This window comes from Gramella sp. AN32 (assembly GCF_023718305.1).
Lineage (GTDB): Bacteria > Bacteroidota > Bacteroidia > Flavobacteriales > Flavobacteriaceae > Christiangramia > Christiangramia antarctica.
This window is the reverse complement of the sequence record NZ_QEYO01000013.1, coordinates 117,258-141,256: the sequence shown is the minus strand read 5'-3', so window position 1 is coordinate 141,256 and position 23,999 is coordinate 117,258. Positions and strand designations below refer to the sequence as shown.

The 23,999-nt window shown below is 36.8% G+C and carries 16 protein-coding genes; 11 read left to right on the top strand and 5 right to left on the bottom strand.

Translation table 11 applies throughout. The features are described 5' to 3' along the window. Positions 1 to 19: 19 nt before the first annotated feature. The 4 genes from DHD80_RS14155 to DHD80_RS14140 all read left to right on the top strand — a co-directional run bounded on the left by DHD80_RS14155 (position 20) and on the right by DHD80_RS14140 (position 4,326). A complete protein-coding gene (locus DHD80_RS14155; RefSeq protein WP_251742108.1) occupies positions 20 to 439 on the top strand; it encodes a hotdog fold thioesterase in 420 nt (139 codons plus the stop codon). Positions 440 to 441: 2 nt separating this feature from the next. After that, entirely contained in the window at positions 442 to 1,581 is a 1,140-nt protein-coding gene (locus tag DHD80_RS14150) for a chorismate-binding protein (protein WP_251742107.1), read from the top strand. 49 nt (positions 1,582 to 1,630) lie between these two features. After that, positions 1,631 to 3,364, top strand: a complete 1,734-nt coding sequence (menD, locus tag DHD80_RS14145) for a 2-succinyl-5-enolpyruvyl-6-hydroxy-3-cyclohexene-1-carboxylic-acid synthase (RefSeq protein ID WP_251742106.1) — start codon at positions 1,631 to 1,633, stop codon at positions 3,362 to 3,364. A gap of 128 nt (positions 3,365 to 3,492) precedes the next feature. Then, positions 3,493 to 4,326: a S1-like domain-containing RNA-binding protein gene (locus DHD80_RS14140; protein ID WP_251742105.1), complete on the top strand. Its 834-nt coding sequence runs from the start codon at positions 3,493 to 3,495 to the stop codon at positions 4,324 to 4,326. On the opposite strand, the gene DHD80_RS14135 is transcribed toward DHD80_RS14140, so the two are convergent. Next, positions 4,323 to 4,766 carry a hypothetical protein gene (locus DHD80_RS14135; protein ID WP_251742104.1) on the bottom strand — a complete coding sequence of 148 codons (444 nt, stop codon included), beginning with the start codon at positions 4,764 to 4,766 and terminating at the stop codon, positions 4,323 to 4,325. The two genes, DHD80_RS14140 and DHD80_RS14135, sit on opposite strands and share 4 nt — an antisense overlap. A 137-nt stretch (positions 4,767 to 4,903) precedes the next feature. On the opposite strand from DHD80_RS14135, the gene DHD80_RS14130 reads away from it, so the two are divergent. Next, complete coding sequence (locus tag DHD80_RS14130; RefSeq protein WP_251742103.1) at positions 4,904 to 5,743, top strand: 1,4-dihydroxy-2-naphthoyl-CoA synthase; 840 nt, start codon at positions 4,904 to 4,906, stop codon at positions 5,741 to 5,743. A 69-nt stretch (positions 5,744 to 5,812) separates the two neighbouring features. Continuing rightward, positions 5,813 to 6,265, top strand: coding sequence for a hypothetical protein (locus DHD80_RS14125; RefSeq protein WP_251742102.1), 453 nt, complete (start codon positions 5,813 to 5,815; stop codon positions 6,263 to 6,265). 86 nt (positions 6,266 to 6,351) lie between these two features. On the opposite strand, the gene DHD80_RS14120 is transcribed toward DHD80_RS14125, so the two are convergent. From DHD80_RS14120 to uvrA, 4 genes are all read right to left on the bottom strand, one after another. Further along, positions 6,352 to 8,751 carry an alpha-ketoacid dehydrogenase subunit alpha/beta gene (locus DHD80_RS14120; protein WP_251742101.1) on the bottom strand — a complete coding sequence of 800 codons (2,400 nt, stop codon included), beginning with the start codon at positions 8,749 to 8,751 and terminating at the stop codon, positions 6,352 to 6,354. A 244-nt stretch (positions 8,752 to 8,995) separates the two neighbouring features. Next, positions 8,996 to 11,806 (bottom strand): metalloprotease, encoded by a 2,811-nt coding sequence (locus DHD80_RS14115; protein WP_251742100.1) that lies wholly within the window; start codon positions 11,804 to 11,806, stop codon positions 8,996 to 8,998. Positions 11,807 to 11,881: 75 nt separating this feature from the next. After that, entirely contained in the window at positions 11,882 to 12,568 is a 687-nt protein-coding gene (locus DHD80_RS14110; protein WP_251742099.1) for a TIGR00730 family Rossman fold protein, read from the bottom strand. Next, positions 12,565 to 15,423, bottom strand: a complete 2,859-nt coding sequence (gene uvrA / locus DHD80_RS14105) for an excinuclease ABC subunit UvrA (RefSeq protein ID WP_251742098.1) — start codon at positions 15,421 to 15,423, stop codon at positions 12,565 to 12,567. Before uvrA ends, DHD80_RS14110 begins: the two co-directional genes overlap by 4 nt. 301 nt (positions 15,424 to 15,724) lie before the next feature. Here uvrA and DHD80_RS14100 point away from each other — a divergent pair, with 301 nt between their 5' ends. The 5 genes from DHD80_RS14100 (at position 15,725) to DHD80_RS14080 (ending at position 23,524) form a co-directional block, all read left to right on the top strand. Continuing rightward, positions 15,725 to 16,726, top strand: a complete 1,002-nt coding sequence (locus DHD80_RS14100; protein WP_251742097.1) for a helix-turn-helix transcriptional regulator — start codon at positions 15,725 to 15,727, stop codon at positions 16,724 to 16,726. A 461-nt stretch (positions 16,727 to 17,187) separates the two neighbouring features. Further along, positions 17,188 to 18,684: a hypothetical protein gene (locus DHD80_RS14095; protein WP_251742096.1), complete on the top strand. Its 1,497-nt coding sequence runs from the start codon at positions 17,188 to 17,190 to the stop codon at positions 18,682 to 18,684. A 99-nt stretch (positions 18,685 to 18,783) separates the two neighbouring features. After that, complete coding sequence (locus DHD80_RS14090) at positions 18,784 to 20,376, top strand: hypothetical protein (protein ID WP_251742095.1); 1,593 nt, start codon at positions 18,784 to 18,786, stop codon at positions 20,374 to 20,376. A 75-nt stretch (positions 20,377 to 20,451) separates the two neighbouring features. Then, positions 20,452 to 22,044, top strand: coding sequence for a hypothetical protein (locus DHD80_RS14085; protein WP_251742094.1), 1,593 nt, complete (start codon positions 20,452 to 20,454; stop codon positions 22,042 to 22,044). Between the two features lie 442 nt (positions 22,045 to 22,486). Further along, complete coding sequence (locus DHD80_RS14080; RefSeq protein WP_251742093.1) at positions 22,487 to 23,524, top strand: M12 family metallopeptidase; 1,038 nt, start codon at positions 22,487 to 22,489, stop codon at positions 23,522 to 23,524. Positions 23,525 to 23,999 lie beyond the last annotated feature (475 nt).

Here is a 23,999-nt window from a genome sequence, read left to right as displayed (position 1 = left end):
GTAACCAATCTTTTAAAGGATGACGAAGGAAGAATTGCTCGGGCTTTCAAAAAAAGTGTGTAAAAATACCCTTATGGAAACCTTGAATATTGAGTTTACCGAAATTGGCGATGATTATTTAATCGCAAAAATGCCGGTAAATTCCAGGGTTCATCAACCGGACGGTGTTTTACACGGCGGGGCAAGTGTCGCCCTGGCAGAAAGTGTGGGCAGCATGGCGAGTTATGTTTTTTTGAATACCGAAGATTTTTTTGTACGGGGAATTGAAATTTCAGCAAATCATTTAAAAAGTATAAAAGAAGGCTGGGTTTATGCCAAAGCGACCTTTGTTCATAAAGGCAGGACCACGCAATTATTTGAAATTAGGATCACTGATGAAGAGAACAATTTAATTTCAATTGTCAAGCTAACTACTATTGCCTTACCGAAGAAAAAATAATTATGGAACAGGGATTATTGCCGGAATTAAGAAAGCTTTTTACTTCAAAAAAAGCACCTTTTGTCGCCTATAGAAAACCCGGGGATACCAAAGTATTTCTCAGGGTACAACACAATTCTACTACCTATTTTGTTGAAAATTTCGATGAAAGCGGCTATGTTTTCGCTGCATTTAATTCTGAAAGAAAAAAATATTTAATCCCTACGCAATATTCTGATGTTCTCGAATTTGAATTTCAGGAAATCTCTGCCGAAAATGATGTGGAAGTAGCCATTGAAATTGGTGAATTTACTTCAGACATCGATCAAAAAAATTATGAAGTCCTTATTCAGAAAGCGATAGATGAAATTGGGCAGGGGAAATTTAAAAAAGTAGTGCTTTCCAGAAAGGAAAAGGTTGAATTGGCCGATCCTGACCCTGTTGCTATTTTTAAAAAATTACTCCAGAAATATAAGCATGCTTATGTTTCCTGCTGGTACCATCCCGAAACAGGGATTTGGATGGGGGCTACGCCGGAAGCTCTTCTCAAAACTGAAAGAAATAGATTTAATACCATGGCCCTGGCGGGGACCCAATTACATAAGGACGTAGGAGAAATAGAATGGGGGCCAAAAGAAACCGAAGAGCAGTCCCTGGTAACTGACTTCATCCTGAACCAGTTAAAATCTGTTGCGGAAGTTAAAAATATCCAGGCAGGGAAACCATTTTCAAAGAGTGCCGGGAATCTATTACATATTTGTACAGAAATCAGCGGAAGTTTAAATGCCATTAAAGGTTTAAAAAAGATTATAGAAGCTTTACATCCCACACCGGCCATTTGTGGCTTGCCTCGCCAAAAAGCCTTAGAGTTCATCCTGGAAAATGAAAATTATGATCGTAAATTTTATGCGGGATTTATGGGAGAACTAAACATAAAAACAGAAATAAAAAGGAATTCCAACCGGAAGAACCAGGAAAACAGGCAATTTTCAGCTATTGTTCCAAAAACCGATTTATATGTAAACCTTCGGTGTATGAAATTGGTGGAAGATTTTGCCCATATTTATGTAGGCGGAGGCATTACCAAAGATTCAAATCCCACTTCAGAATGGATAGAAACCCTGAATAAATCTGAAACGATGAAATCTGTTCTTGTTAAATAAGCTTCAAATTAGTCTTTCAAATTTCGTTTAAATTGTAATTTTGGGATTCATGAAATATTCCAAGATCCCCGTTGCCCGCTCCATTGTCACTCTTTGCGTGGCTAAGAACATCAAGCACGTCGTGATTTCCCCTGGTTCTCGAAACGCTCCCTTAACCATTGGTTTTACCCACCATCCTGAAATTAAACCTTATAGTATAGTAGATGAGCGCTGTGCCGGTTTTTTTGCTTTGGGAATGGCCCAACAATTACATGAGCCGGTAGTACTGGTTTGCACTTCCGGATCGGCATTGTTGAATTATTATCCGGCTATAGCGGAAGCTTTTTATAGCGATATCCCGCTGGTTATTATTTCTGCGGATAGGCCCATTGAACGGATTGATATTGGTGACGGGCAAACTATCAGGCAGAAAAATGTCTTTGAAAATCATATTCTTTATTCAGCAAATCTCTACTCTGAACTGGTACTGGAAAATGAATTACAGGATTCCAAACTTCAGCAAAAACAATTCGAGGCGCGAAAACATAACGAACGGGAGATTAACCTTGCCTTAAACAAAGCTATTGAAGAACAGGGGCCGGTACATATTAATGTGCCCTTTTACGAACCTCTTTATGATACCGTAGAAAATATTACGGTAAATCCTTTGGAGATCCTTCCGGAAATTCTGAACCGGAATTATGCATCAAATGAATTGCAGCCTTATGCTGATATTTGGAATGCGGCGAAACGAAAAATGATCATTGTTGGAGTTGCCCAACCCAACCTGGTAGAGCAGGAAATTCTCGATAAGTTAGCTGAAGACGATAGCGTAATTGTTTTTACTGAAACCACTTCAAATTTACACCAGCATAATTTTTTTACCAGGATTGATACATTAATTGGACCTATCGAAAAGGAGGTTGATCCTTCCGAATTATTTAAAAAATTACAGCCCGAAATATTGCTCACCTTTGGTGGATTTATTGTTTCCAAAAAGATCAAGGCATTTTTAAGGAAATATCAGCCGGCGCACCACTGGCATATTGATAAAAAGAAAGCTTACAACACTTTCTTTTGTTTGAATAAACATTTTGAAACGGAAGTGAATAGTTTTTTTACAAACTTTCTCCCGCTGAAGAAAGAGGTAGAAAGTGATTACGCTAAATTCTGGCAAAATATTCATGTGCAACGACAAAAGCGCCATGAGGAATATATGGCTGAAATCCCCTATTCAGACCTTAAGGCAATGCAATTGGTTGTTCCTCATGTTCCCGAGCATACGGTGATTGAATTCGGAAATTCCTCCACCATTCGATATGCCCAGTTATTTGAATGGGACAAAAGCATGAAAATCTTTTGTAATCGTGGAACCAGCGGTATTGATGGTAGTGTCTCAACAGCAGTAGGGGCGGCGGTAGCACAAAAGAACCCGGTTTTGCTGATTACGGGCGATCTCAGTTTTTTCTATGATAGTAACGCCCTGTGGAACAATTATATTCCTAACAACTTCAGGATTATCGTTTTAAATAATCAGGGTGGAGGGATTTTCAGGATTTTACCGGGAAATAAAAATTCAGAAAATTTTGAGACTTATTTTGAAACCGTTCATGACCTGAAAGCGAAACCACTTTGTGAATTATATAAACTGGATTATTTTTTAGCAACTTCCGAAGAAGAAATTGAGCAAAGTCTTGTTGAATTTTTTTCAACTTCTTCGCGGCCTAAATTGCTGGAAATTATGACGCCCCGAAAAATTAATGATGAGGTTTTATTAAAATATTTCGGTTTTATAAAAACTTAAAACAGGTATTTCAAAAAGGAAAGCATGTAAAAATAATTAAATTTCACGCAATACGAATCCGTTTCGGTGTAATACCGGAACGGATTTTTCATTCTATTAAAGCTATATTTGCACTTTAAAATTTAAGTATGATTCAGTTAGGTGAATATCATGAATTAAGGATCGAACGCGCAACAGATCATGGCGTGTATCTTAACAATGTAGAAGATGAAGAGGTTTTGCTTCCCAATAAGTATGTTCCTGAAAATTATGAATTAGGGAGTATGATCAAAGTTTTCGTCTATTTAGATCATGACGAAAGACCGGTTGCAACTACCCTGGAACCAAAAATCAAACTGGACGAATTTAAAATGCTGAAGTGTGTCGAAGTAAATAAATTTGGTGCTTTCTTAGATTGGGGACTGGAAAAACATTTATTCGCTCCTTTTAAAGAACAGGTTGTTCCCATGATTCCGCATAATGAATATCTGGTTTTTTGTTATCTGGACCTGGAAACAGATAGACTGGCAGCGTCCAGTAAGGTGCACTCTTTTTTAGACAATGAAACCCTTACTGTAGAACCTTTTGAAGAAGTGGATTTAATTATCAGTAATAAAACCGATCTGGGCTATAATGCAATTGTAAATCAAATTCATCTTGGATTGATCTACCATGATGAAGTTTTTAAGGATTTGAAAATTGGGAAGAAGATAAAGGGATTTATTAAAAAGATAAGGGAAGATAACAAGATTGATCTATCCTTACAAAGGCCGGGTTATCGAAGTATTGAACCCAATGCTCAAAAGATCCTGGACCATCTGGAATCGGCTGGTGGCTTTTTAGATCTTACCGATAAATCTCATCCTGATGAGATCAAAAATCGCTTACAGATGAGTAAGAAAAGTTTTAAGCGTGCAGTGGGCAGTCTTTATAAACAAAGGTCTATAGAAATTAAAGAAGACGGTATTATACTAAAAGATTAAAACCTGGATCGGGTAGGAGTGTACCTTCGGTAATAATAAGGGTTCGCATTAAAATTACTTCGGAAAGGACTTGCATAATATGGATTATTAAAGATATCATCATAATCCCGCACCATGGTTTCCGCGGTAAATTCAATAGTTTTTCTTTCTTTTTTAATAATTTGAATGGGAGAACCAAGATCTATTGTTTTCGGCTTATAACTATTCGCCTGTTTGATAATTCCAACCATGTCGATTTCCTTTTTCTGAATGAGGTTTTCATCTTTAAAAGTCCCATCGGGCAGAATAAAATCAGATTCGCTTTGCCAGGAAAAACTTAGATCCTTCCAGCTATTTTCAATCTTATTCGGCCTTATTTCAAAATCTTTACGATCCCAATATTCCTGGCCATTCATAGAAAAGCCTGCAAGGATTAGAATGATAAGTAATCGAAATTTCATTTTCTATTTTTCTGAAAGATATCAAGAATTATGCAAAATTACCATTTGAGCCTGATTATGAAAGAAATTTATAAGAAATTCTATGGGAAACTTCTGCTTTAGACTGAAAACTTTATTTTTACTTCAAACTTTTTGATATGCCTGAAATTAATTGGAAAACTGTAAAAGAATACGAAGATATTACCTATAAAAAAGCAGGTGGAGTAGCGAGAATTGCCTTTAACAGGCCAGAGATTAGAAATGCTTTTCGACCTAAAACCACTTCAGAATTACTGGATGCTTTTCAGGATGCACATGAGGATACTTCTATTGGTTGCGTATTACTTTCAGGGGAAGGGCCTTCCACAAAAGATGGAAAATGGGCATTTTGTAGTGGTGGCGACCAGACTGCCCGTGGCCATCAGGGCTATGTGGGGGAAGATGGGTATCATCGATTAAATATTTTAGAAGTGCAAAGGTTGATTCGTTTTATGCCAAAAGCCGTCATTGCGGTTGTCCCGGGATGGGCGGTTGGCGGCGGACACAGCCTGCACGTGGTTTGCGATTTAACCCTGGCCAGTAAAGAACATGCCATCTTTAAACAAACCGATGCCGATGTAACCAGTTTCGATGCCGGATATGGCTCCGCATATCTCGCGAAAATGGTGGGGCAAAAAAGGGCCCGTGAGATTTTCTTTTTAGGCAGAAATTACTCCGCACAGGAAGCTTATGAAATGGGAATGGTGAATGCTGTGATCCCGCATGCTGAATTAGAAGATACTGCTTATGAATGGGCCCAGGAAATTATGGCAAAATCTCCAACCTCCATCAAAATGCTGAAGTTCGCCATGAATTTGACCGATGATGGGATGGTAGGACAACAGGTGTTTGCCGGCGAAGTTACCAGGCTGGCTTACATGACTGAGGAAGCCAAGGAAGGAAGGGATGCCTTTTTGGAGAAAAGAAAGCCCAATTTTGATAAAAAATGGATCCCATAAAAAATTTTAAAATTTTACGCAACTTTTTAAAGCTTTCGGCATCTCATAAGTGAAGAATACCACAAAAGTATGCGTACAATTATTTTTTTAGCCTTAATGACTTTGTTTTCCTGTTCTGAAGAAAAGGAGAGCAGCCTCGAAAATGTTGATCAGCCTCAATTGAGCACAAATGATTATCCTCAACAATGGAAACTTTTTAAGATGACCGGAAGTTTCGACGGTTCTGAAACTACTGGGGAAGAAATGGAATGGCAGGAGACTTATTATTTCTACCAGGACAAAAGCTTTAAAAAAGTAAGGATCAAAAATAATATTTCAGTAGAGGCTAAAGGAAGTTTTGAAATCCTGATGAGTGATGAGGAAGCAGCTTTTATATTAACTTATAATCAGCCTTCAGAATTAATAGGAAATTGTACAGGTGATCTGAAAGAACATTTAAGCCTGAGGGAAAATAATACAGTTTTACAAAGCAGCTGGATGGCTTGTGATGGTCCGGGCTTATTTTACAAAAGAAAGAATTAGACTTTTATAGTTTCCAATACGCACCTATGAAAAAGAGAAAAGCCGCGAAGAAATTTGCGGCTTTTTATATAAAATAAACACTTGAATTATCTCAATCTGGGATAATTTTCCGGATTGGATTCATACATGATCGAATAAACCTTTTCAAACATATCTTCAGCAGATGGTTTGGAAAAATAATCACCATCAGTACCATAGGCTGGCCTGTGTTCTTTTGCGGTCAAAACCTGGGGTTTACTATCCAGAAATTTATAGGCATTCTGTTCATCCAGCACTTTTTGAAGAATATAGGACGAACCACCTCCCGGAACATCTTCATCAATTACCAGTAAACGATTGGTTTTTTCAACACTTTTTACGATATCATGGTTTAAATCAAAAGGCAACAAAGATTGAACATCAATCACTTCAGCATCAATCCCAGCCTCCAGGAGATCTTTGGCAACTTCCTGAACAATCCTAAGGGTTGAACCATAAGAAACAAGCGTAATATCAGTACCTTCTTTTACAGTTTCAACCACTCCAATGGGGGTTTTAAATTTCCCCAAATTCTCCGGTAATTTTTCTTTTAAACGGTAACCATTTAAACATTCCACTACTAAAGCCGGTGTATCTAAATCTAACAAGGTATTATAAAAACCGGCAGCTTTGGTCATATTTCGGGGAACCAGGAAATACATTCCCCGAATGAGATTTAAAATTCCGCCCATCTGCGAACCACTATGCCAGATACCTTCCAGTCTATGACCTCGGGTTCTCACAATTAGTGGCGCTTTTTGCCTTCCATTCGTTCTATAGTATAATGTAGAAAGATCATCGCTTAAGCCCTGGATACAATACATTACATAATCCAAATACTGAATTTCAGCAATTGGTCTTAAACCGCGCATGGCCATTCCGATTCCCTGGCCTAAGATGCTTGCTTCCCGAATGCCAGTATCTGCAACCCTCAGCTTCCCGTACTTTAATTGTAAACCTTCCAGTCCCTGGTTCACATCACCAATTTCTCCGGCATCCTCACCGAAAATTAAAGCTTCCGGTCGTGTATTAAAAATGGCATCAAAATTATTCCGAAGGATGATTCTTGCATCTACTTCTTCTACATCTTCGCTATAGGTTGGAAGGATTTCAATAGAAATATCTTCAGAAGCATATAAATTTGAGCTGTATTCTTTCGAAGAAACTTCAAAAAAACTATCCATCCAACGAATGAATTCGGTTTTTTCAGGAAATTCCTCTCCAATTAAAAAACGTAGCGTCTTTCTTGCGCAGGACATCACGTCTTTTTTAAGCGGTTCTCGGGAAGAGTTGATATTTGCCTTAATACCTTTAATTAAATTTGCGTTGGCAGATTTAGCGATAAGTTTATCTAAATGCTGTACGAACTCTTTTTGACGGGCAAGGTTAGGCTTTAAATAGGATTTCCAGGCTTCCTGTTTTGAAGCTCTGATTCCTTTCCTTATTTGTTTCTCAAGATCATCCAGCTGACTCTCTGTAGCGAAATCATTTTCAACGATCCATTCTTTAAATTTTAAGTTGCAATCATGAGCACGCTCCCAGGTTAATCTCTCCTGTGATTTGTAACGTTCGTGAGAACCTGAAGTAGAATGTCCCTGCGGTTGGGTGAGTTCGATAACATGTATGAGGACCGGGCAATGTTGTTCCCGGGCAATTCTTCCCGCTTTTTCATAAGTTTCCATGAGTGCCGGATAATCCCAGCCCCTTACTACGAGAATCTCGAATCCTTTATGGTCCTCATCCCTTTGAAAACCTTTTAAAACTTCAGAAATACTTTGTTTTGTAGTTTGATGCTTTGCATGTACAGAAATCCCGTACTCATCGTCCCAAACGCTAACAACCATGGGTACCTGTAACACTCCTGCAGCATTGATCGTTTCCCAGAAATGGCCTTCACTTGTACTTGCATTTCCTATGGTTCCCCAGGCAACTTCGTTACCCTGATCACTAAAATTTTCGGTATTGATTCCATCTACATTTCTATAGATTTTGGAGGCCTGGGCAAGACCCAAAAGTCGCGGCATTTGTCCTGCTGTAGGAGAAATATCTGCACTTGAATTTTTTTGCTCTAATAAATTTTTCCAATCCCCGTGTTCATCCAGGGAGTATGTCATAAAATGCCCGCCCATCTGCCTTCCGCCAGACATGGGCTCATTTTCCAAATTTGTATCAGCATATAGTCCGGCGAAAAATTGCTCCGGAGTCAGTGCGTTGATAGCCATCATGAAGGTTTGATCACGATAGTACCCAGATCTAAAATCACCATTTTTGAAAGCTTTGGCCATGGCAAGTTGAGGAATCTCTTTCCCATCTCCAAAAATCCCGAATTTTGCCTTTCCCGTAAGAACTTCCCTTCTTCCCAATAGACTACATTCCCTGCTTATAACAGCAGTCCTGTAATCATCGAGAACCTCAGATTTGAACTCATCAAATGAAATAGAATTAGCAGTTTCGGTTTCGCTTTGCATGAACATGAATTTGATTGAAAACAAATGTAATTAAAACTAAGCTTAAATACAATTCAATTAATGGGCTGATAATTGAATATAATTCATTTTTAACCTTTATTTATTATTTATTTCAGAATAAAACTTTAGAATATCGAAATTTCATTGAAGATATCGAAATTTGATTCTTAAAAATTTAATATTTGTAATTAAATATGGGCCTTAAATGAACAAGAATACTACTGAAAACGAGCGTTTTAGAACTTTAATACCAGCGGCGGGTAAATAATTTGATAATTGTATTAAGGTCCAAAGCAACAATAAACCTAATTTTTTGATCATAATCTGGCTGGGCAATTTCCCATCCTAAATTGGAATATACCGGAAAGAATAATTCAAAGTAATCCTGAACCAGACTAACCCTTATACCTGAGTCATAAAGCAGTTTTCCATTTACATGTTTGTTCTTTACCACTCCCAAATCTCCATAAGCATAGATCCAATTCCAAATACTGGTACTTCCGTTAATGGTCGTAATCCACTGATTGGCAAATTCCGGTTGTAATTGGGATTTAAAACCACCTTCAGCTACGATAATTTGTTGACTGAAAAGTCCGCTACCCTGGCTTCGACCATAATAATTATAATCAAAAAGATAATCGGTTGGCCTGTCTAAGGCGAAGCTGAAGTAATTATTGGCTTGAACATCATTATAAAGAAAGGTACCGGCAAAAACCCTCAAATTGACCTGACGGTTATTTTTAAACAACTTCCTATATTCAACACTAAAAGACATTTTGCTGAACTTATCGGAAAGTTGATAATCGACACTTCCGCTAAAATATTTTATAAAATTAGGATTGCTATAGCGGTAATTTACGTTGAAGACGTTATAATCTGGCTGAAGTAAAGTAGCTTCAGGATTTTGATCCCTGCTTACATTTACATTTCGAATGGTTAATCGCTGCCCTTCATTACTTCTTAAATATGGATTTCTGAAATTAAAGGAAAGAAAGGGTGTATATTTTTCATAAAATAGATCGTAACCAAACGAATAGCGGCTGCCACCAATACCGTAGCTTATCGCATACAAATTTTTGTTCTCAAATTGATGGGTATTGGAAAATCCTGCTGATCCTACAAGGGTCTTGCTGTTAAAAGCATATTTTGGAGAGATCCCAAAGCTAAAGGTTTTGCTCAAAACCGTTTTATTATACAACCTTGGCCCAATGGAAATTCCGTCATAAAGGTTATAATCGAACTGGGGCATAAAAAAGATCTGGTTATATTTTGGATCTTCTATATCCTGAAAGAGACGAAATTGTACCGGTTTATTGAGTAGCGTAGTGACTCGCTTGTAGTTATTCCGCTTGTTAAACTCAGGGATAGTGCCCTCATAGTTAAGGGCAAGACGTTCGATATCCATTCTTGGGATACTTACCGTTTTAGTGTCCTTCACCTGCTCTACCCAGGTTTTATAGACAATCTCTTTATCTTTAATCCCATAAAGACTTACAGGCATATCATTATTCCGAAGATTTTTAACGGTAACCCTTAGAGAATCTTCAAACTTCTGAACCTTGCCAATCTTAAAATCGATCTTCTTATTGGTTTTTATATAATCCCTGAAAAACCATGAAATATCTTTATCTGCATTTTTTTCAAGCAGCCTTATAAAATCATTATCTGAAACTTTCTTCAGACTATAATTGGTATAGAATTCTTTGATGCTTTCTCTTACACTTTCATCTTCCAGATAATCTATGAGGTATTTTACCCCAACACCTGCCTTATAACTATTGGCGATGATTCGATTGAACCCAACCAAAGAATCCTGAGAGGTATTCAATGGCTGGTCCATATTTCTCCTGGCCATATTCATGTACAGGAATTCGTATTGATCATTATATTCAAGGTCTGCAGCATGAAACCAGCGAAGTCCAACAATATTACTTAAACTTCCAAATAACTTCATATTGGGATAATAGGTTTCCACATAGTCCATCATAAGGGAAACCATGATGGCATCTATAACCCATTTTTCGGTGTTGGGGTTTACCAGGATGGTGTTCTGAAGAAAATTGCTGGAAAGTGTTTTAAAAACTTTAATGTCATATTGAAATCCGTCAGGAAATGGCCTGATAAAATCGGGGAGCTGGTTTAAACCATATACCGGATTTTTTAAGTAATCTTCCCTGGAGATAAAAAAGTTTTTATGCGGAAAAGTGCCCAGGCGATCTTCAAGAAATGTTAGGGAACGATTGAGGATAACATTTTTAACATCGGGATCTAATCCTTCATCTTCCAGATTGGTAATGATATTATTATTTCCAATCCTCAGCGATTCAAAAATGTAAGATTGAGAGAGATATAATTCAGAGTCTACCCGATTCACACCTGAAAATCTAATTTTCTTTGAATCTGAAGTGGTAATGGTGCTCTTAAGGTTTAAAGCGGAAGTGGCATAATATTTTGTGGGAATGTTAAGATTTATCTCGATATCGTAAGGTTGTACATATTGAAGGTCAAGATCCTTATGATTATATAATTGCCAGCCATTATCCAAAGGTGCAGGAACTAAATACCAATATTTCAGCTTAAAATTCCCTTCCTTATCTACCCCAAAGCGGGTAAATTTATCGTCTGGAATTATTAGATCATACTTAAAATTCAGCTCTATTGATTCGCCAGCCTGTAAGGGTTTATCCAAAATAACTCTAACCAGATCATAAACCTCACCCGGCCGGTCCCATTCCAGGGCTTTTCCTTCAGAGTTTTTTACTGAAAATATATTGGTTGAGCCGCGTTCTTCTTCTTTCGAATAATGAAATTTCCGGGAATAATCTTCAGCAAAACGTTTAGCCAACGCGGAACTCTTGCTACTAAAAGCATTGTTCCAGTCATTTAAATAAATGCTAATTAGTTCTCTACTTTCAGTATTTGTAAAGATGATTTTCTCCTGAATTTCAAGTGTCCTCGAGCTATCAATTAGCTTAGCATCAACAGTGATGACATTCTGTGCAGAAAGCCATCCAGATATGCAAAAAAATATAAGGGATAACGAAAGGTATCTCAATTAAGTAATCTATTTAAGCTCCAAAGGAAGCGGTCTAATATAATCAAAGTTTCATGCCTTCAAGAACTATACCCACTAGAAATTTGGACTTAAATTGTATTCATCATAGAATTTATCTAAAATCTCGATCACTTCGTCTTCTGTGTCTACAACCTGAACAAGATCAATGTCTGCATCGCTAATATTTTGGAAGCTGTCCAATAGGGTGGTCCTTATCCAGTCCACTAAACCTCCCCAAAATTCAGATCCTACCAGGATAACAGGAAATTTGTCAACTTTATGCGTTTGAATGAGGGTAATAGCTTCGAATAACTCATCTAAAGTTCCAAATCCTCCTGGCATGACTACAAATCCCTGAGAGTATTTTACAAACATGACCTTGCGAACAAAAAAATAATCAAAATCAAGGCTTTTATCGTTATCTATATATGGATTGTCATGCTGTTCAAATGGCAAATCTATGTTAAGGCCCACGGAAGTTCCACCGGCGAGATGAGCACCCTTATTACCCGCCTCCATAATGCCGGGACCACCACCAGTGATCACGCCATAACCGTTGTCTACGATCTTTTTGGCGACTTTTTCAGCTAATTTGTAATATTTCATGTCGGGTTTTGTCCTTGCCGATCCAAAGATGGAAACGCAAGGTCCAATCTGGCTCAACTTTTCGTAGCCATTTACAAACTCACCCATGATCTTGAATATCGCCCAGGAATCATTAGTTTTAATCTCGTTCCAGGCTTTATTTCTATGTTCTCTCATTGAATTACTATTTCTGTATTATTTTTGGCGAGTTCCTTTTTAAGGAATTTAGCTGTATAACTTTTTTTGTCTTTTGCCACTTCTTCAGGAGTTCCCTTAGCAACAACTTTTCCGCCGCCTTTTCCACCTTCGTAACCAATATCGATAATATAGTCGGCCATTTTTATAACATCCATATTGTGTTCAATAATAAGGACCGTGTTGCCTTTATTGGCGAGTTTATTTAAAACATCCATGAGTACACGAATATCTTCGAAGTGGAGTCCCGTGGTTGGTTCGTCTAAGATATAAAATGTATTTCCAGTATCCCTTTTTGAAAGTTCTGTAGCTAATTTAATGCGCTGGGCTTCACCTCCAGATAGGGTAGTAGACTGTTGGCCGAGACTGATATATCCTAAACCAACATCCTGAATCGTCTTCAATTTCCTATAAATCTTCGGAATATTCTCAAAATATGGTGTTGCTTCATTAATGGTCATTTCCAAAACATCAGCAATCGATTTTCCTTTAAACCTTATTTCGAGCGTTTCGCGGTTGAAGCGTTTTCCCTGGCAGGTTTCACATTCCACATACACATCTGGTAGGAAGTTCATTTCAATTACACGCAGGCCGCCGCCTTTGCAGGTTTCACATCTTCCACCTTTAACGTTAAAACTGAAACGTCCCGGTTTATAGCCCCGGATAAGCGCTTCCGGAGTTTTTGCGTATAGATTCCTTATTTCTGAAAAGACTCCGGTATACGTGGCAGGATTTGACCTTGGCGTCCTACCGATGGGTGACTGATTAATATCAATTACCTTATCTATATGGTCCAGACCTTTAATAGATTTGTAAGGCTTTGGTTTTTTTACGCCATTAAAATAATGCGCGTTCATAATAGGGTAGAGGGTCTCATTGATCAAAGTTGACTTTCCACTACCGGAAACTCCTGTTACAGCAATCATTTTGCCCAGCGGAAGGCTAATATTTACATTTTTCAGGTTATTACCGGTCGCTCCTTTTAAATCGATCTTATTACCATTTCCTTTTCTGCGTTTGTTGGGAACGGCAATTTCTTTCGTTCCGTTGAGATATTGTGCGGTTAAACTATCATGTTTCAATATTTCTGCAGGTGTGCCCTCACTAATAATCTCGCCACCAAGCTTTCCGGCTTTAGGCCCAATATCGATCACATGATCTGCGCGTTCGATCATATCTTTATCATGTTCAACCACGATCACTGTATTTCCAATATCCCGGAGCGATTCCAGAGAATTGATCAGTTTTTCGTTATCCCTTTGATGGAGGCCAATGCTGGGTTCATCTAATATATATAGTACACCCACAAGCTGGGAACCAATTTGTGTTGCTAAGCGAATACGTTGCGCCTCACCGCCCGAAAGGGATTTTGAACTTCTATTTAGGCTGAGATAGGTTAAACCAACATCTACTAAAAACTGGATACGAACCCTGATTTCCTTAACAACTTCTGAAGCAATCTGAAGTTGTTTTTCGCTAAGATCTTTTTCGACCGTACTAAACCATTTGGCTAGGTCAGAAATATCCATTCCAGCAAGATCAGCGATATTTTTACCGGCAACTTTGAAGTAAAGTGCTTCCTTTTTTAGTCTGGAACCCTCGCAGACGGGACATTCAATTTTATCCATATATTCTTTAGCCCAGCGACGTAAAGAAGTGGAGTCATTATTTTTATAAGTGGTCTCAATAAATTTAGCCACACCTTCAAAATCGATCTTAAAGTTTCTGGTGATTCCTAATGATTTAGACTCTTTAGAAAATTTTTCATTGCCACCGAATAAGATAATATCCAAGGCTTCCTTGGGAATCTTATTTATGGGATCAGTCAATTTGAAATCATATCGTTCGGCGATAAGTTCTAGTTGCGAAAAAACCCAGTTCTTTTTCTGCGGACCATGCGGGGCTATACCTCCCGCCTTAATCGATTTAGATCTATCAGGAATGATCTTGTTTTCATTGACTTCATATAAAGTACCAATACCATTGCAATGCGGGCAGGCCCCTTTGGGAGAATTAAAGGAAAAGCTGTTGGGTTCAGGACTTGGGTAGCTAATTCCTGTGGTAGGACACATTAAGCTTCTGCTAAAATATCGAATCTCACCACTTTCCTGATCGAGGATCATTAACGAATCATCCCCATGATACATCGCGGTTTTAATGCTTTCTTCCAGGCGTTTATCCGAATCAGTTTTGGTTTCAATCTTTAACCGGTCTATCACAATCTCGATATCATGAATTTTATAACGATCGAGTTTCATTCCTTTCGTGATATCTACTATCTCCTCATCTGTTCTTACCTTTAAGAACCCCTGTTTGGCTATTTGCTCAAAGAGCTCCCGGTAGTGACCTTTTCTACTCCTTATCACTGGAGCAAGAATGCTCACTTTCTTTCCATTGAAATTGTCCAGGATGAGTTCTTTTATTTGAGAATCAGTATAACTCACCATTTTCTCTCCCGTATTGAAACTATAGGCATCTGCTGCCCGCGCAAACAATAACCTTAGAAAATCATAGATTTCAGTGATGGTTCCTACCGTACTTCGAGGATTTTTACTTGTTGTTTTTTGTTCAATAGCAATCACAGGAGAAAGACCATCAATCTTATCTACATCGGGTCTTTCCAAACCACCAAGAAACTGCCTTGCATAGGCAGAAAAGGTTTCAATATATCTTCGCTGTCCTTCTGCATAAATAGTATCAAAAGCGAGGGATGATTTTCCAGAACCCGATAGACCGGTAATTACCACCAGTTTTTCTCTGGGAATACTAACATCTATATTTTTAAGATTATGAACCCTGGCACCTAATACTTCAATCGAATCTTCAAATTTTGCCATATTTTTTTTCAAGATGGCAAAGTTACTTATAGTATTAGTATTTAAAAAGTTAATCTCATTCCATCCTTTGTTAAACATCATTAATTTTTCACTTAGGTTGCGTAGGATATTTTGGCTATATTTTATGAATTATTCATTTTTTTGATCAATATTTTATTGATATGTTTGTCATACTAATATTACATTGAATTTTATTTAATTTCATAGTTTTCATGTATATTTATGTTCTTGTAAAATAAGCTCCCCTAGTTTATAGTTTTTATCCCCTAATTTTTTAATGAATCAGTAAAAGATTTTTTAAATGGATAAAAGACGAATTTTACTAATAAGTGATAGCGATTTACTCAAGGAGGATCTAGAAAAAAGTTTAGGTTTTACTTACCAAATTGTTAAGGAAAGAAGCGTACATGCATCTTATCACTTAGCTCTCTCGATCCTACCGGAAATCATTGTACTTGATACCAGTTCCCTAAAAAAAGTATCAGATTTTAAGAATCTTAAGAACTTTAAGTCCACCCATTACTTAAAGGCAAGTGTCTTAATAATATGGTGTGATGAGGAAAGTTTAAAAAACTTCAGGTCGAAGTTTGATACAATTATTGATGAATTTATTTCGAATGAAAATATTGATTGTTTAGCTGCTATGATAGAAAGAATAATTTCCAGACCAATAAGTGAAAAAAATGTATGGAAAGAATATTTTTTAGGACTTTTCAATTTAATGCCCCAACCAGTATTATTGCTGGAGCAGAATAAGATTTTGGCTATGAATGATAGTTTTAAAAAAGTTTTTAAGATTGAAGATTCCAGTGATCTTCAACTAACAGATTTTGTGAATATTGAAAATAAGGCAAAAGTAAAAACCAGTCTTAAAAAATTTGCCAGGGGAAAACACTTTAAAGCGGTTACCAAAACTTCCCTGCTCCTTTCTGATGATAAAATACGGAATGCAAAAATCAACTTTTCTAAGTTAAGTCGTGAAATTGATAACCAATTTGTAATGATTATTGATTTCGAAGAAAATCGAAAAATCGTTGATCAGCCCGTTGGCACGATATCTCAACAGATTGATAACTGTTTTAAGAAAAACTCGCAACTCACTAATTATTCTTTTACTGTAAGGGAAAAGGAAATTATCTCCTTATTATGTAAAGGATATAAATCTAAGGAGATTTCAGAAAAATTATTTATATCTCCCAAGACAATTGAAAAGCACCGGGCAAATATTATTAAAAGAACGAATTCTGAAACTATTCTGGAAAGTATCATTTATGCAATAAATCATAAGTTGATAGAGATATGATTATGTTAAATATTTGATAATGGAGTCTTAATGTATGCAAATGGGGGATTTCCCCCATATAAGAATCAGAAAAAACCAGCTACTTTTATATCGATTTAAAAAAGGAAGTCACCCCTAAGTTCTTCTCAATAAAATCATGCCCCCAAGGCCCCCAAATCTTCACAATAATAAAATTTAAGTTCAAGCTTATATCTACTTAAGCTTTATGGAAATTTATATTTTATTTTCACACATGTATTACATATAATTATTTATTAACCATTCTAAATTATTAACCGTTACTAAACCTTAAAACTATGAAAGAATAAAAGACACTTCACATTCAAAGCAGAAATTCACTGTTTAAATCCTCAATTACGAATTGAAAATTTTGAAAAATACTGTTTTTCTCCTGGGAGAGAACTGTCAAAAAACATTTATTAACCATTCTATTTATTAACTAATTTTTTTAAAAAAAACTCATGAAAAGAACTAATTTTTTACTAACAATTTTTGCCGCGATTTCATTGCTGTTCACCTCCTGTAGTAAAGAGGAGGAAAGTTCAAGTCAAGATCCCGCAGGTACGGAAACTGCAACTTTAGAATTTGGAGCGCTTTTAAATAATCTAGCCAATAGAGCTGCAAGTGATTCTAAACTACACTTTAATACAATCCCTGATTGTTCTAGTGAAATGCCCGCCATGGCAGAGATCACTTTCTCTGTTAACGGTGGAACTTCAAAAACAATTGAAGTTGAAATCCTGAATGATGGATCAAGTTATTATACTGCTTACACTGAAGATTTGAAAATTTCAACTACTGGTGGTAATGCTGTGATAACTTTGGAAGGATTTATCGTTTATGATGCTGGTGATAATATGATTTGGATAGCTCCATCTGAGGAAGGGGATCCAGGTTTATTTGATGGGTATGTTAATAAAGCATTACCATTTGATACTACTGTTTATTCAGGTACAAAGCCATATATAGATGTGGAAGTACTTTGTTTTGACAGGCGTATGGCTAATGAGTATGGGTATGTTTTCTTTGATATCGATCAAAAAGAAATCTTCAACTTCTGTATTTTCGGAAACTTCTGTACTCCAAGTGGCAGGCATTATGTGGCGAATTATAGCGTAGATGTATGGACCTATGTAAATGGAGCGAAAGATGTCCAAATATATAATGATCTTACTTCTACAGCTGTTTTAGAGAATGGTATATATAAAGAATCACCTTTATGTGTGGCTTTACCAGATGATCCAGATTCTGAAGATGATGCCTATTATTTTGAAATTACCTTGTTAGATTCTCCAGAATACGATGCTGGAAATGATGAAGGTAGAATTGTTAGAGCAGGTGTTTTAACTGAAACAGAAGCAAAATCTTTATTCGTAGGCGAAGACCGTTTGGAATATTATCATTTCCAGGTTGGTGATGCTTGTGATGATAGCGATAACCCTCCAGTATTTAATGATCCAGAAGATGATAAAAAGACTTACAAAGCATGTTTAAGATCATTACCAGAAGGTAAAAGCGATGTTTCAGGTCTTAAAGCCAATGGATATGCTTATATAAATCTTGAGGGAAATCAATTAAGAACAAGGATTTTTGCTTTTGATATGACTCCTAATAAAATGCATGCTCAACATATTCATGGTGATGGAGTAGCTGATGCAAGTTGTCCTACCCTTGAAGATGATGCTGATGCTGATGGATTTATTCAACTCAGTGAAGGAGCTAGTGATTATGGAGGAGTATATTTACCACTAACACTGAATAATGGCGACTTTCCGACTGCTGATGGAGATGGATATTACAATTATGATAGGACTTTTACTCTTGGCTCGGGTGGTAACCCTTCCGTTTCTGATATTGGTCCACTTGATCTTACAGCGGTTGTACTCCACGGTTTCCAATATGGCGGTAGTTATTTAGGATCTCTTCCTGTTGCCTGCGGGGAATTAGAAGAAAACTAGAAAAAGTAATAGCTGCATGATAATCTCATGCAGCTTTTTTAAAATCTTGAAGTTGTACACTTTAAATAACCATTCTAAAATTATTTAAACCATTTAATTATGAAGAACTTTAAAAAGTACTTGGGCATGACAGCAATTTTCGCCCTGCTTTTCACTTCCTGTAGTACAGAAGAAACATCTGTAGATGTTACAGGGGATAATACCTCTGCGGTATTAGAATTTGGAGCTGTCCTAAACAATCTTGCCAATAGGGCTGCGAGTGATAGTAAACAACATTTCGCTGCTATTCCAGACTGTTCTCCTGCAGCTCCTGCAATGGCAGAAATTACATTTTCTGTAGATGAAGGAACTTCTCAAACGATTGAAGTAGAGATTTTAAGTGATGAAGATGGCTATTTTACTGCCTATACTGAAGCCCTTAAAATCGCAATTCCATCTGGAGGATCTGTTGAAGTAAACCTAGAAGGATTCTTGGTATATGATGCAGGAGACAACCTTATTTGGGTTGCCCCCTCTGATGCAGGAAACCCAGGTTTATTTGATGGGTATGTGAATAATGCGTTACCATTTAGTACTACTGTATACGCGGGAACCAAGCCTTATATTGATGTTGAGGTATTATGTTTTGATAGACGTATGGTAAACGAATATGGATATCCATTCTTTGATATTGTTCCTGGAACGATCTATCCATTATGCTTCTTTGCAAACTATTGTACAGATAATGGAAGACACTTTGTTGGAAATTATAGTGTTGCACTAACTTATTTAGATGGTGATATCGTTCTTTATGATGGATCCGAAGCTGGTGCCAGACCTGTAACAGGGGTGAGAGCAAATGGTGAGTATTATGCAGATCCAGTATGTTTGGTTGTACCAGAATCTCCCTTTGAAGATATGGACACTCCTTACTTATCTTATACAATTACTCCATTAGATTGGGATGCTACTTATGGAAATATCGATAATATATCCATGACTATAGTATTTCTTACTGGAAATGATGTTTTAGATCTATTAAACGCTGATGGTGAAACCAATGAGTATATCCACGTTTTTATTAACTGTGATGATAACCCAGGTGGTGGAGATTGCGAACCCACTGATGACGATATGAATGGAGATTGTATTCCAGATGTTGATCAGTGTGATTTGTATCCAGCTTTATGTAACCCCGGTGGTGGAGATTGTGAACCAACTGATGACGATACGAACGGAGACTGTGTGCCAGATGTTGAGCAGTGTGATATATTTCCATCTTTATGTCAGCCAGCAGGAAACAAAAACTGTGAAACTGCTTTTGCTTATGGTAATAATGATGAATTAGAATTCAGGGATATTTATACCGGAAACGGTAATGGTAGATGGGGATGGATTGCTCAGGGTGAAGGTACTTACACTATCTATGCAGCAGCAGGAAACCAATACAAAAAGGATATGCCCGTAGGTACTGCAACCGTAACAATAGTGGGAGTAAATGTAAAAGTGGATATTGAAGATGCTGATGGATATGATTTTACCGAACTTCATATTGATTTGTTCTCTGGCATTCCAACTTATAATGATGTTAAAGCTCCAGGACAGTATTCATATAATGAATCTAATCCAAGTCAGGGATCTTTCGTTTATACTAATCCAACTGGTGATAACAGTTTCTATATTGTTATCCACGCAGTTTCATGTGATGAGTAAAAAACTTAACCAGTCCGGTTTAAACCCGGACTGGTTTTTATTAACCATTCTAAATATTAAACTAAACTTTTTATTATGACAAAAATTAAAACTTTACTAGCTTATTGCGGTATTTTCACACTGCTCTTTGCAAGTTGTTCTAAAGACGAGCCTGCGCAATTGGGTGATGTACCTACCGGAGAAGATTTTGCTGTTTTAACATTCAACTCCGTATTAAATGATCTTGCGAATAGATCTATGTCTAAAGCACATTTCGATCAGGTTCCAGATTGTTCAAATGAGACACCATCATCTGTTGAAATAACCTATTCTGTAGGCAATGGAGCTTCTGAAACAGTTACTGTGGCTGTATTAAGTGAAAATGGCGACTATTTTACTGCCTATTCTGAAGATCTAAAAGTCCTTATTCCTTCAGGTGGAAGTGTAATGGTGAATTTAGAAGGATTTAAAGTGTATTCCGGTTCGAATTCCTTAATCTGGGTAGCACCTGTTAGAACCAATGGGGATGCTGACCAATTTGATGGATATGTAGAGCAATCTTTACCATTTAGCACAGAAGTATTTGCAGGTACAAAACCTTATATAGATGTAGAAGTGCTTTGTTTCGATAGACGTATGGCCAATGAGTACGGGTATGTTTTCTTTGATATCATTCCTAAAACGATCTATCCTCTTTGTTTATTTGCTAATTATTGTAACGCAGATGGGAGACACTGGGTAGCCGATTATTCTATCGACCTTTATTATGGAGTGAGCGAAAATAATAGAACTCAATTATATTCTAATACTCAGGAAAGTGCAATGGCTACTACTTCTATGATTGAGGGAGAATTTCAGGCAGATCCTTTATGTTTAGTTATTCCTGGTCCTCCTGCAAACCTGGCTAATGATATGCCATATTTAACTTTAATAGTGTATCCCATGGATTGGAATGCTACTGGAAGTTATGGTGATATAGATAATTCAGGAGTTAAAATTCAGTTAAGCTGGAATGATGTAAATGGATTGCTAAATACAGATGGAACCACCAATGAATATTTACATATTCTTCTAGGAGCGTGTGAGGATGCATTAACTGGCGACGGTACGATGAATCCTGGTGGAGGGACCGGTGGAGGTGGAAACGACTGTGTTGCTTCAGATCCGGAGGCAGATTGTGATGATGATACAATTCCAAATAAATGTGATATAGATTCCCCATTCTATAACACGTTTGATTGTGATGGTGATGGTACCCTTAATGGGGATGAAAACCAGGGTTGTGTAGATGATACCGATCCTAATTGTGGTGTAACTGTGGAACCGGCGACTTGCGACCTTACCATAACTGCTCTTCCACAAGGTTGTCTTAGAGGTATAATTGATGGACAGTCCGGTGCTTCTTTTACTTCAATTTCTGGGGATACTGGAATACCTATGGTGGATGCAAATGCGAGTGCCACTTTGGATATTGGAACTTTAGGATTAACGCGAGATGCTGATGGTAATATTGACTATACCTTTACAGTAGGTTCAGCTAATGTTTCTCATTATGTTATTAAAATAAAAGATTCTTCAGATGGCGATGTGGTTTGTGTAGATGAATCTGATGATAATAGCCAAATAGAAGGAAATTTTGTTTATCCTATTCTTGTATGGTTAGAGGCAAATGTTTGTCCTACTAACTAAAACTATGTAACCCGACAAACTTTTTTAACCGGGGGGTGACTAATTTTGCGGGTTATAATTCAAAACTTAGTTTTGGATAAAATGGCTGCTTGGATTTCCAGGCAGCTTTTTTTTTAGCTTTTTTTGCGAAAAAGTTTTTGTACTACAAACAAATAGCTATGTTAGGTTTTGTAGTTCAGTTAGTTACAAGGTTCTTTGAAATTTTATTTATTTGGAAGCTCTATGTTTTAAAGGACTTTCGTCTAATTCTAAAATATATTCAACAAGATTTTAAGAAATCCCAAATCTCTTAATTTCAAATAGAAAATATTTTTTGTAAGAATTAGACTGTTAAAAAATTATGATAATATTTTAATAAAATATTGGAATGAACTTTGTAAAAACTAAACCGAAATCAAAAATTAACAAAAATTTTAAATTTAGAATTAATTAAATCCTACTTATGAAAAATTGGAAATTGTTATTGTTAGCTCCGGCATTACTATTTGTTGCCTGTAGCGAAGAATCAATGGATGAAATAGCCCAAAATGAACAAAGCGCTGAGGTCGCTAACTTTGATGAACTAAGCGAAATTGCATATCCTGAAAAAAAAGGGAATATTAGTGAAGTTTATTATGCTGGCCAAAAAATGGCTGTCTCTAAGATTAATGGTAAAAACGTATATCAAGGTGATATAATTCTCCCAAACAGCAAAGTTTCAAAAAGCTATGTTGAACTTGTATATGAGCCTGGACAAGCCGAAGATCAAAAAAGCGTTGGTAGAACTTCGAACTACTGGCCAGACAATACCGTTTATTATGACGTAGATAGTGGTTTATCTGATTCTGATAGAGTGTATGATGCTATAGCGCACTGGGAATCTAAAACCAATATAGAATTCGTTAAGAGATCTGGACAGTCCAATTATATATATTTTACTAGGGGTTCCGGATGTTCTTCGTATATAGGAATGACTGGAAGTAAACAGGAAGTTACTTTAGGTGATAACTGTACCACTGGAAATACTATTCATGAGATTGGCCACGCCTTAGGTCTATGGCATGAACAAAGCCGTGTAGATAGGGACAAACACATTACAGTTCACTTTGAAAATATTAAAAGTGGGATGGAATATAATTTCCAAACATATGAGGAGAGCGGTTATAAGGGAGAAGAATTCACTTCAACCCTGGATTTTGAATCTATTATGATGTATAGCCCTTACTCTTTTTCTAAGAATGGAGAGCCTACAATTACCAGGGCAGATGGATCTATATTTAGTGTACAACGAAATAATCTTTCTTCAGGAGATATAAAAGGTATAGATACCATGTATCCTTCCGCAGGTACATCAACAAATGAGGTGAACTACATTAATGGTGAATATTATACTATTAACGGGCTTACCGTTTTAAGGAACTTCAACAGATGGTATTATTATTCCATAATTGGATGGAGACTTGTTGATATTATAGATGGAAGATGGACATATTTATTTTAAAAATTATTAAACAAAATTCGGGGATCTTTTTCCCGAATTTTGTTCAATTGAAACAATCTCTACAATCAATGGGGAATTACTTCACACAAATTTAACAAGATAAAAAGTGCTGATTTTTTTTTGTTTTCATCTCAAGTCAAAAGGTAAATAATAACGATGAAATGCATTGTTAGATAACTTGTGCATAACCTTTAATTTAAAAACTGAGCTTGTCCGCTAAAACACCTAAATAGGCAAATCATGACTAAATTGTCACGCCGGGAATTTCGAATTCGCTCAATACAGGCTCAAATCGAGACGTTTTTGTTCGACCTTTCGACTTGCGCTCAAGGTGACTAAAACTTAAGGTGTCTTAACGGATAAGTATAAGACCGAATTTATTTAAATACCTACTTAGAGAAAATTTAAAATTATCGTTATGCATTTATTTGGATTATCGCTTGGAGTGATGAACAAGTTTCAGGTCCTGAAAACA

Coding starts and splice junctions, on each gene's coding strand:
- DHD80_RS14110 (WP_251742099.1), bottom strand. CDS start 12,568: ATGAGAGAACATAGAAATAAAGCCTGGAACGAGATTAAAACTAATGAT.
- DHD80_RS14125 (WP_251742102.1), top strand. CDS start 5,813: ATGCGTACAATTATTTTTTTAGCCTTAATGACTTTGTTTTCCTGTTCT.
- menD (WP_251742106.1), top strand. CDS start 1,631: ATGAAATATTCCAAGATCCCCGTTGCCCGCTCCATTGTCACTCTTTGC.
- DHD80_RS14090 (WP_251742095.1), top strand. CDS start 18,784: ATGAAGAACTTTAAAAAGTACTTGGGCATGACAGCAATTTTCGCCCTG.
- DHD80_RS14150 (WP_251742107.1), top strand. CDS start 442: ATGGAACAGGGATTATTGCCGGAATTAAGAAAGCTTTTTACTTCAAAA.
- DHD80_RS14100 (WP_251742097.1), top strand. CDS start 15,725: ATGGATAAAAGACGAATTTTACTAATAAGTGATAGCGATTTACTCAAG.
- DHD80_RS14130 (WP_251742103.1), top strand. CDS start 4,904: ATGCCTGAAATTAATTGGAAAACTGTAAAAGAATACGAAGATATTACC.
- DHD80_RS14155 (WP_251742108.1), top strand. CDS start 20: ATGACGAAGGAAGAATTGCTCGGGCTTTCAAAAAAAGTGTGTAAAAAT.
- DHD80_RS14080 (WP_251742093.1), top strand. CDS start 22,487: ATGAAAAATTGGAAATTGTTATTGTTAGCTCCGGCATTACTATTTGTT.
- uvrA (WP_251742098.1), bottom strand. CDS start 15,423: ATGGCAAAATTTGAAGATTCGATTGAAGTATTAGGTGCCAGGGTTCAT.
- DHD80_RS14095 (WP_251742096.1), top strand. CDS start 17,188: ATGAAAAGAACTAATTTTTTACTAACAATTTTTGCCGCGATTTCATTG.
- DHD80_RS14140 (WP_251742105.1), top strand. CDS start 3,493: ATGATTCAGTTAGGTGAATATCATGAATTAAGGATCGAACGCGCAACA.
- DHD80_RS14120 (WP_251742101.1), bottom strand. CDS start 8,751: ATGCAAAGCGAAACCGAAACTGCTAATTCTATTTCATTTGATGAGTTC.
- DHD80_RS14135 (WP_251742104.1), bottom strand. CDS start 4,766: ATGAAATTTCGATTACTTATCATTCTAATCCTTGCAGGCTTTTCTATG.
- DHD80_RS14085 (WP_251742094.1), top strand. CDS start 20,452: ATGACAAAAATTAAAACTTTACTAGCTTATTGCGGTATTTTCACACTG.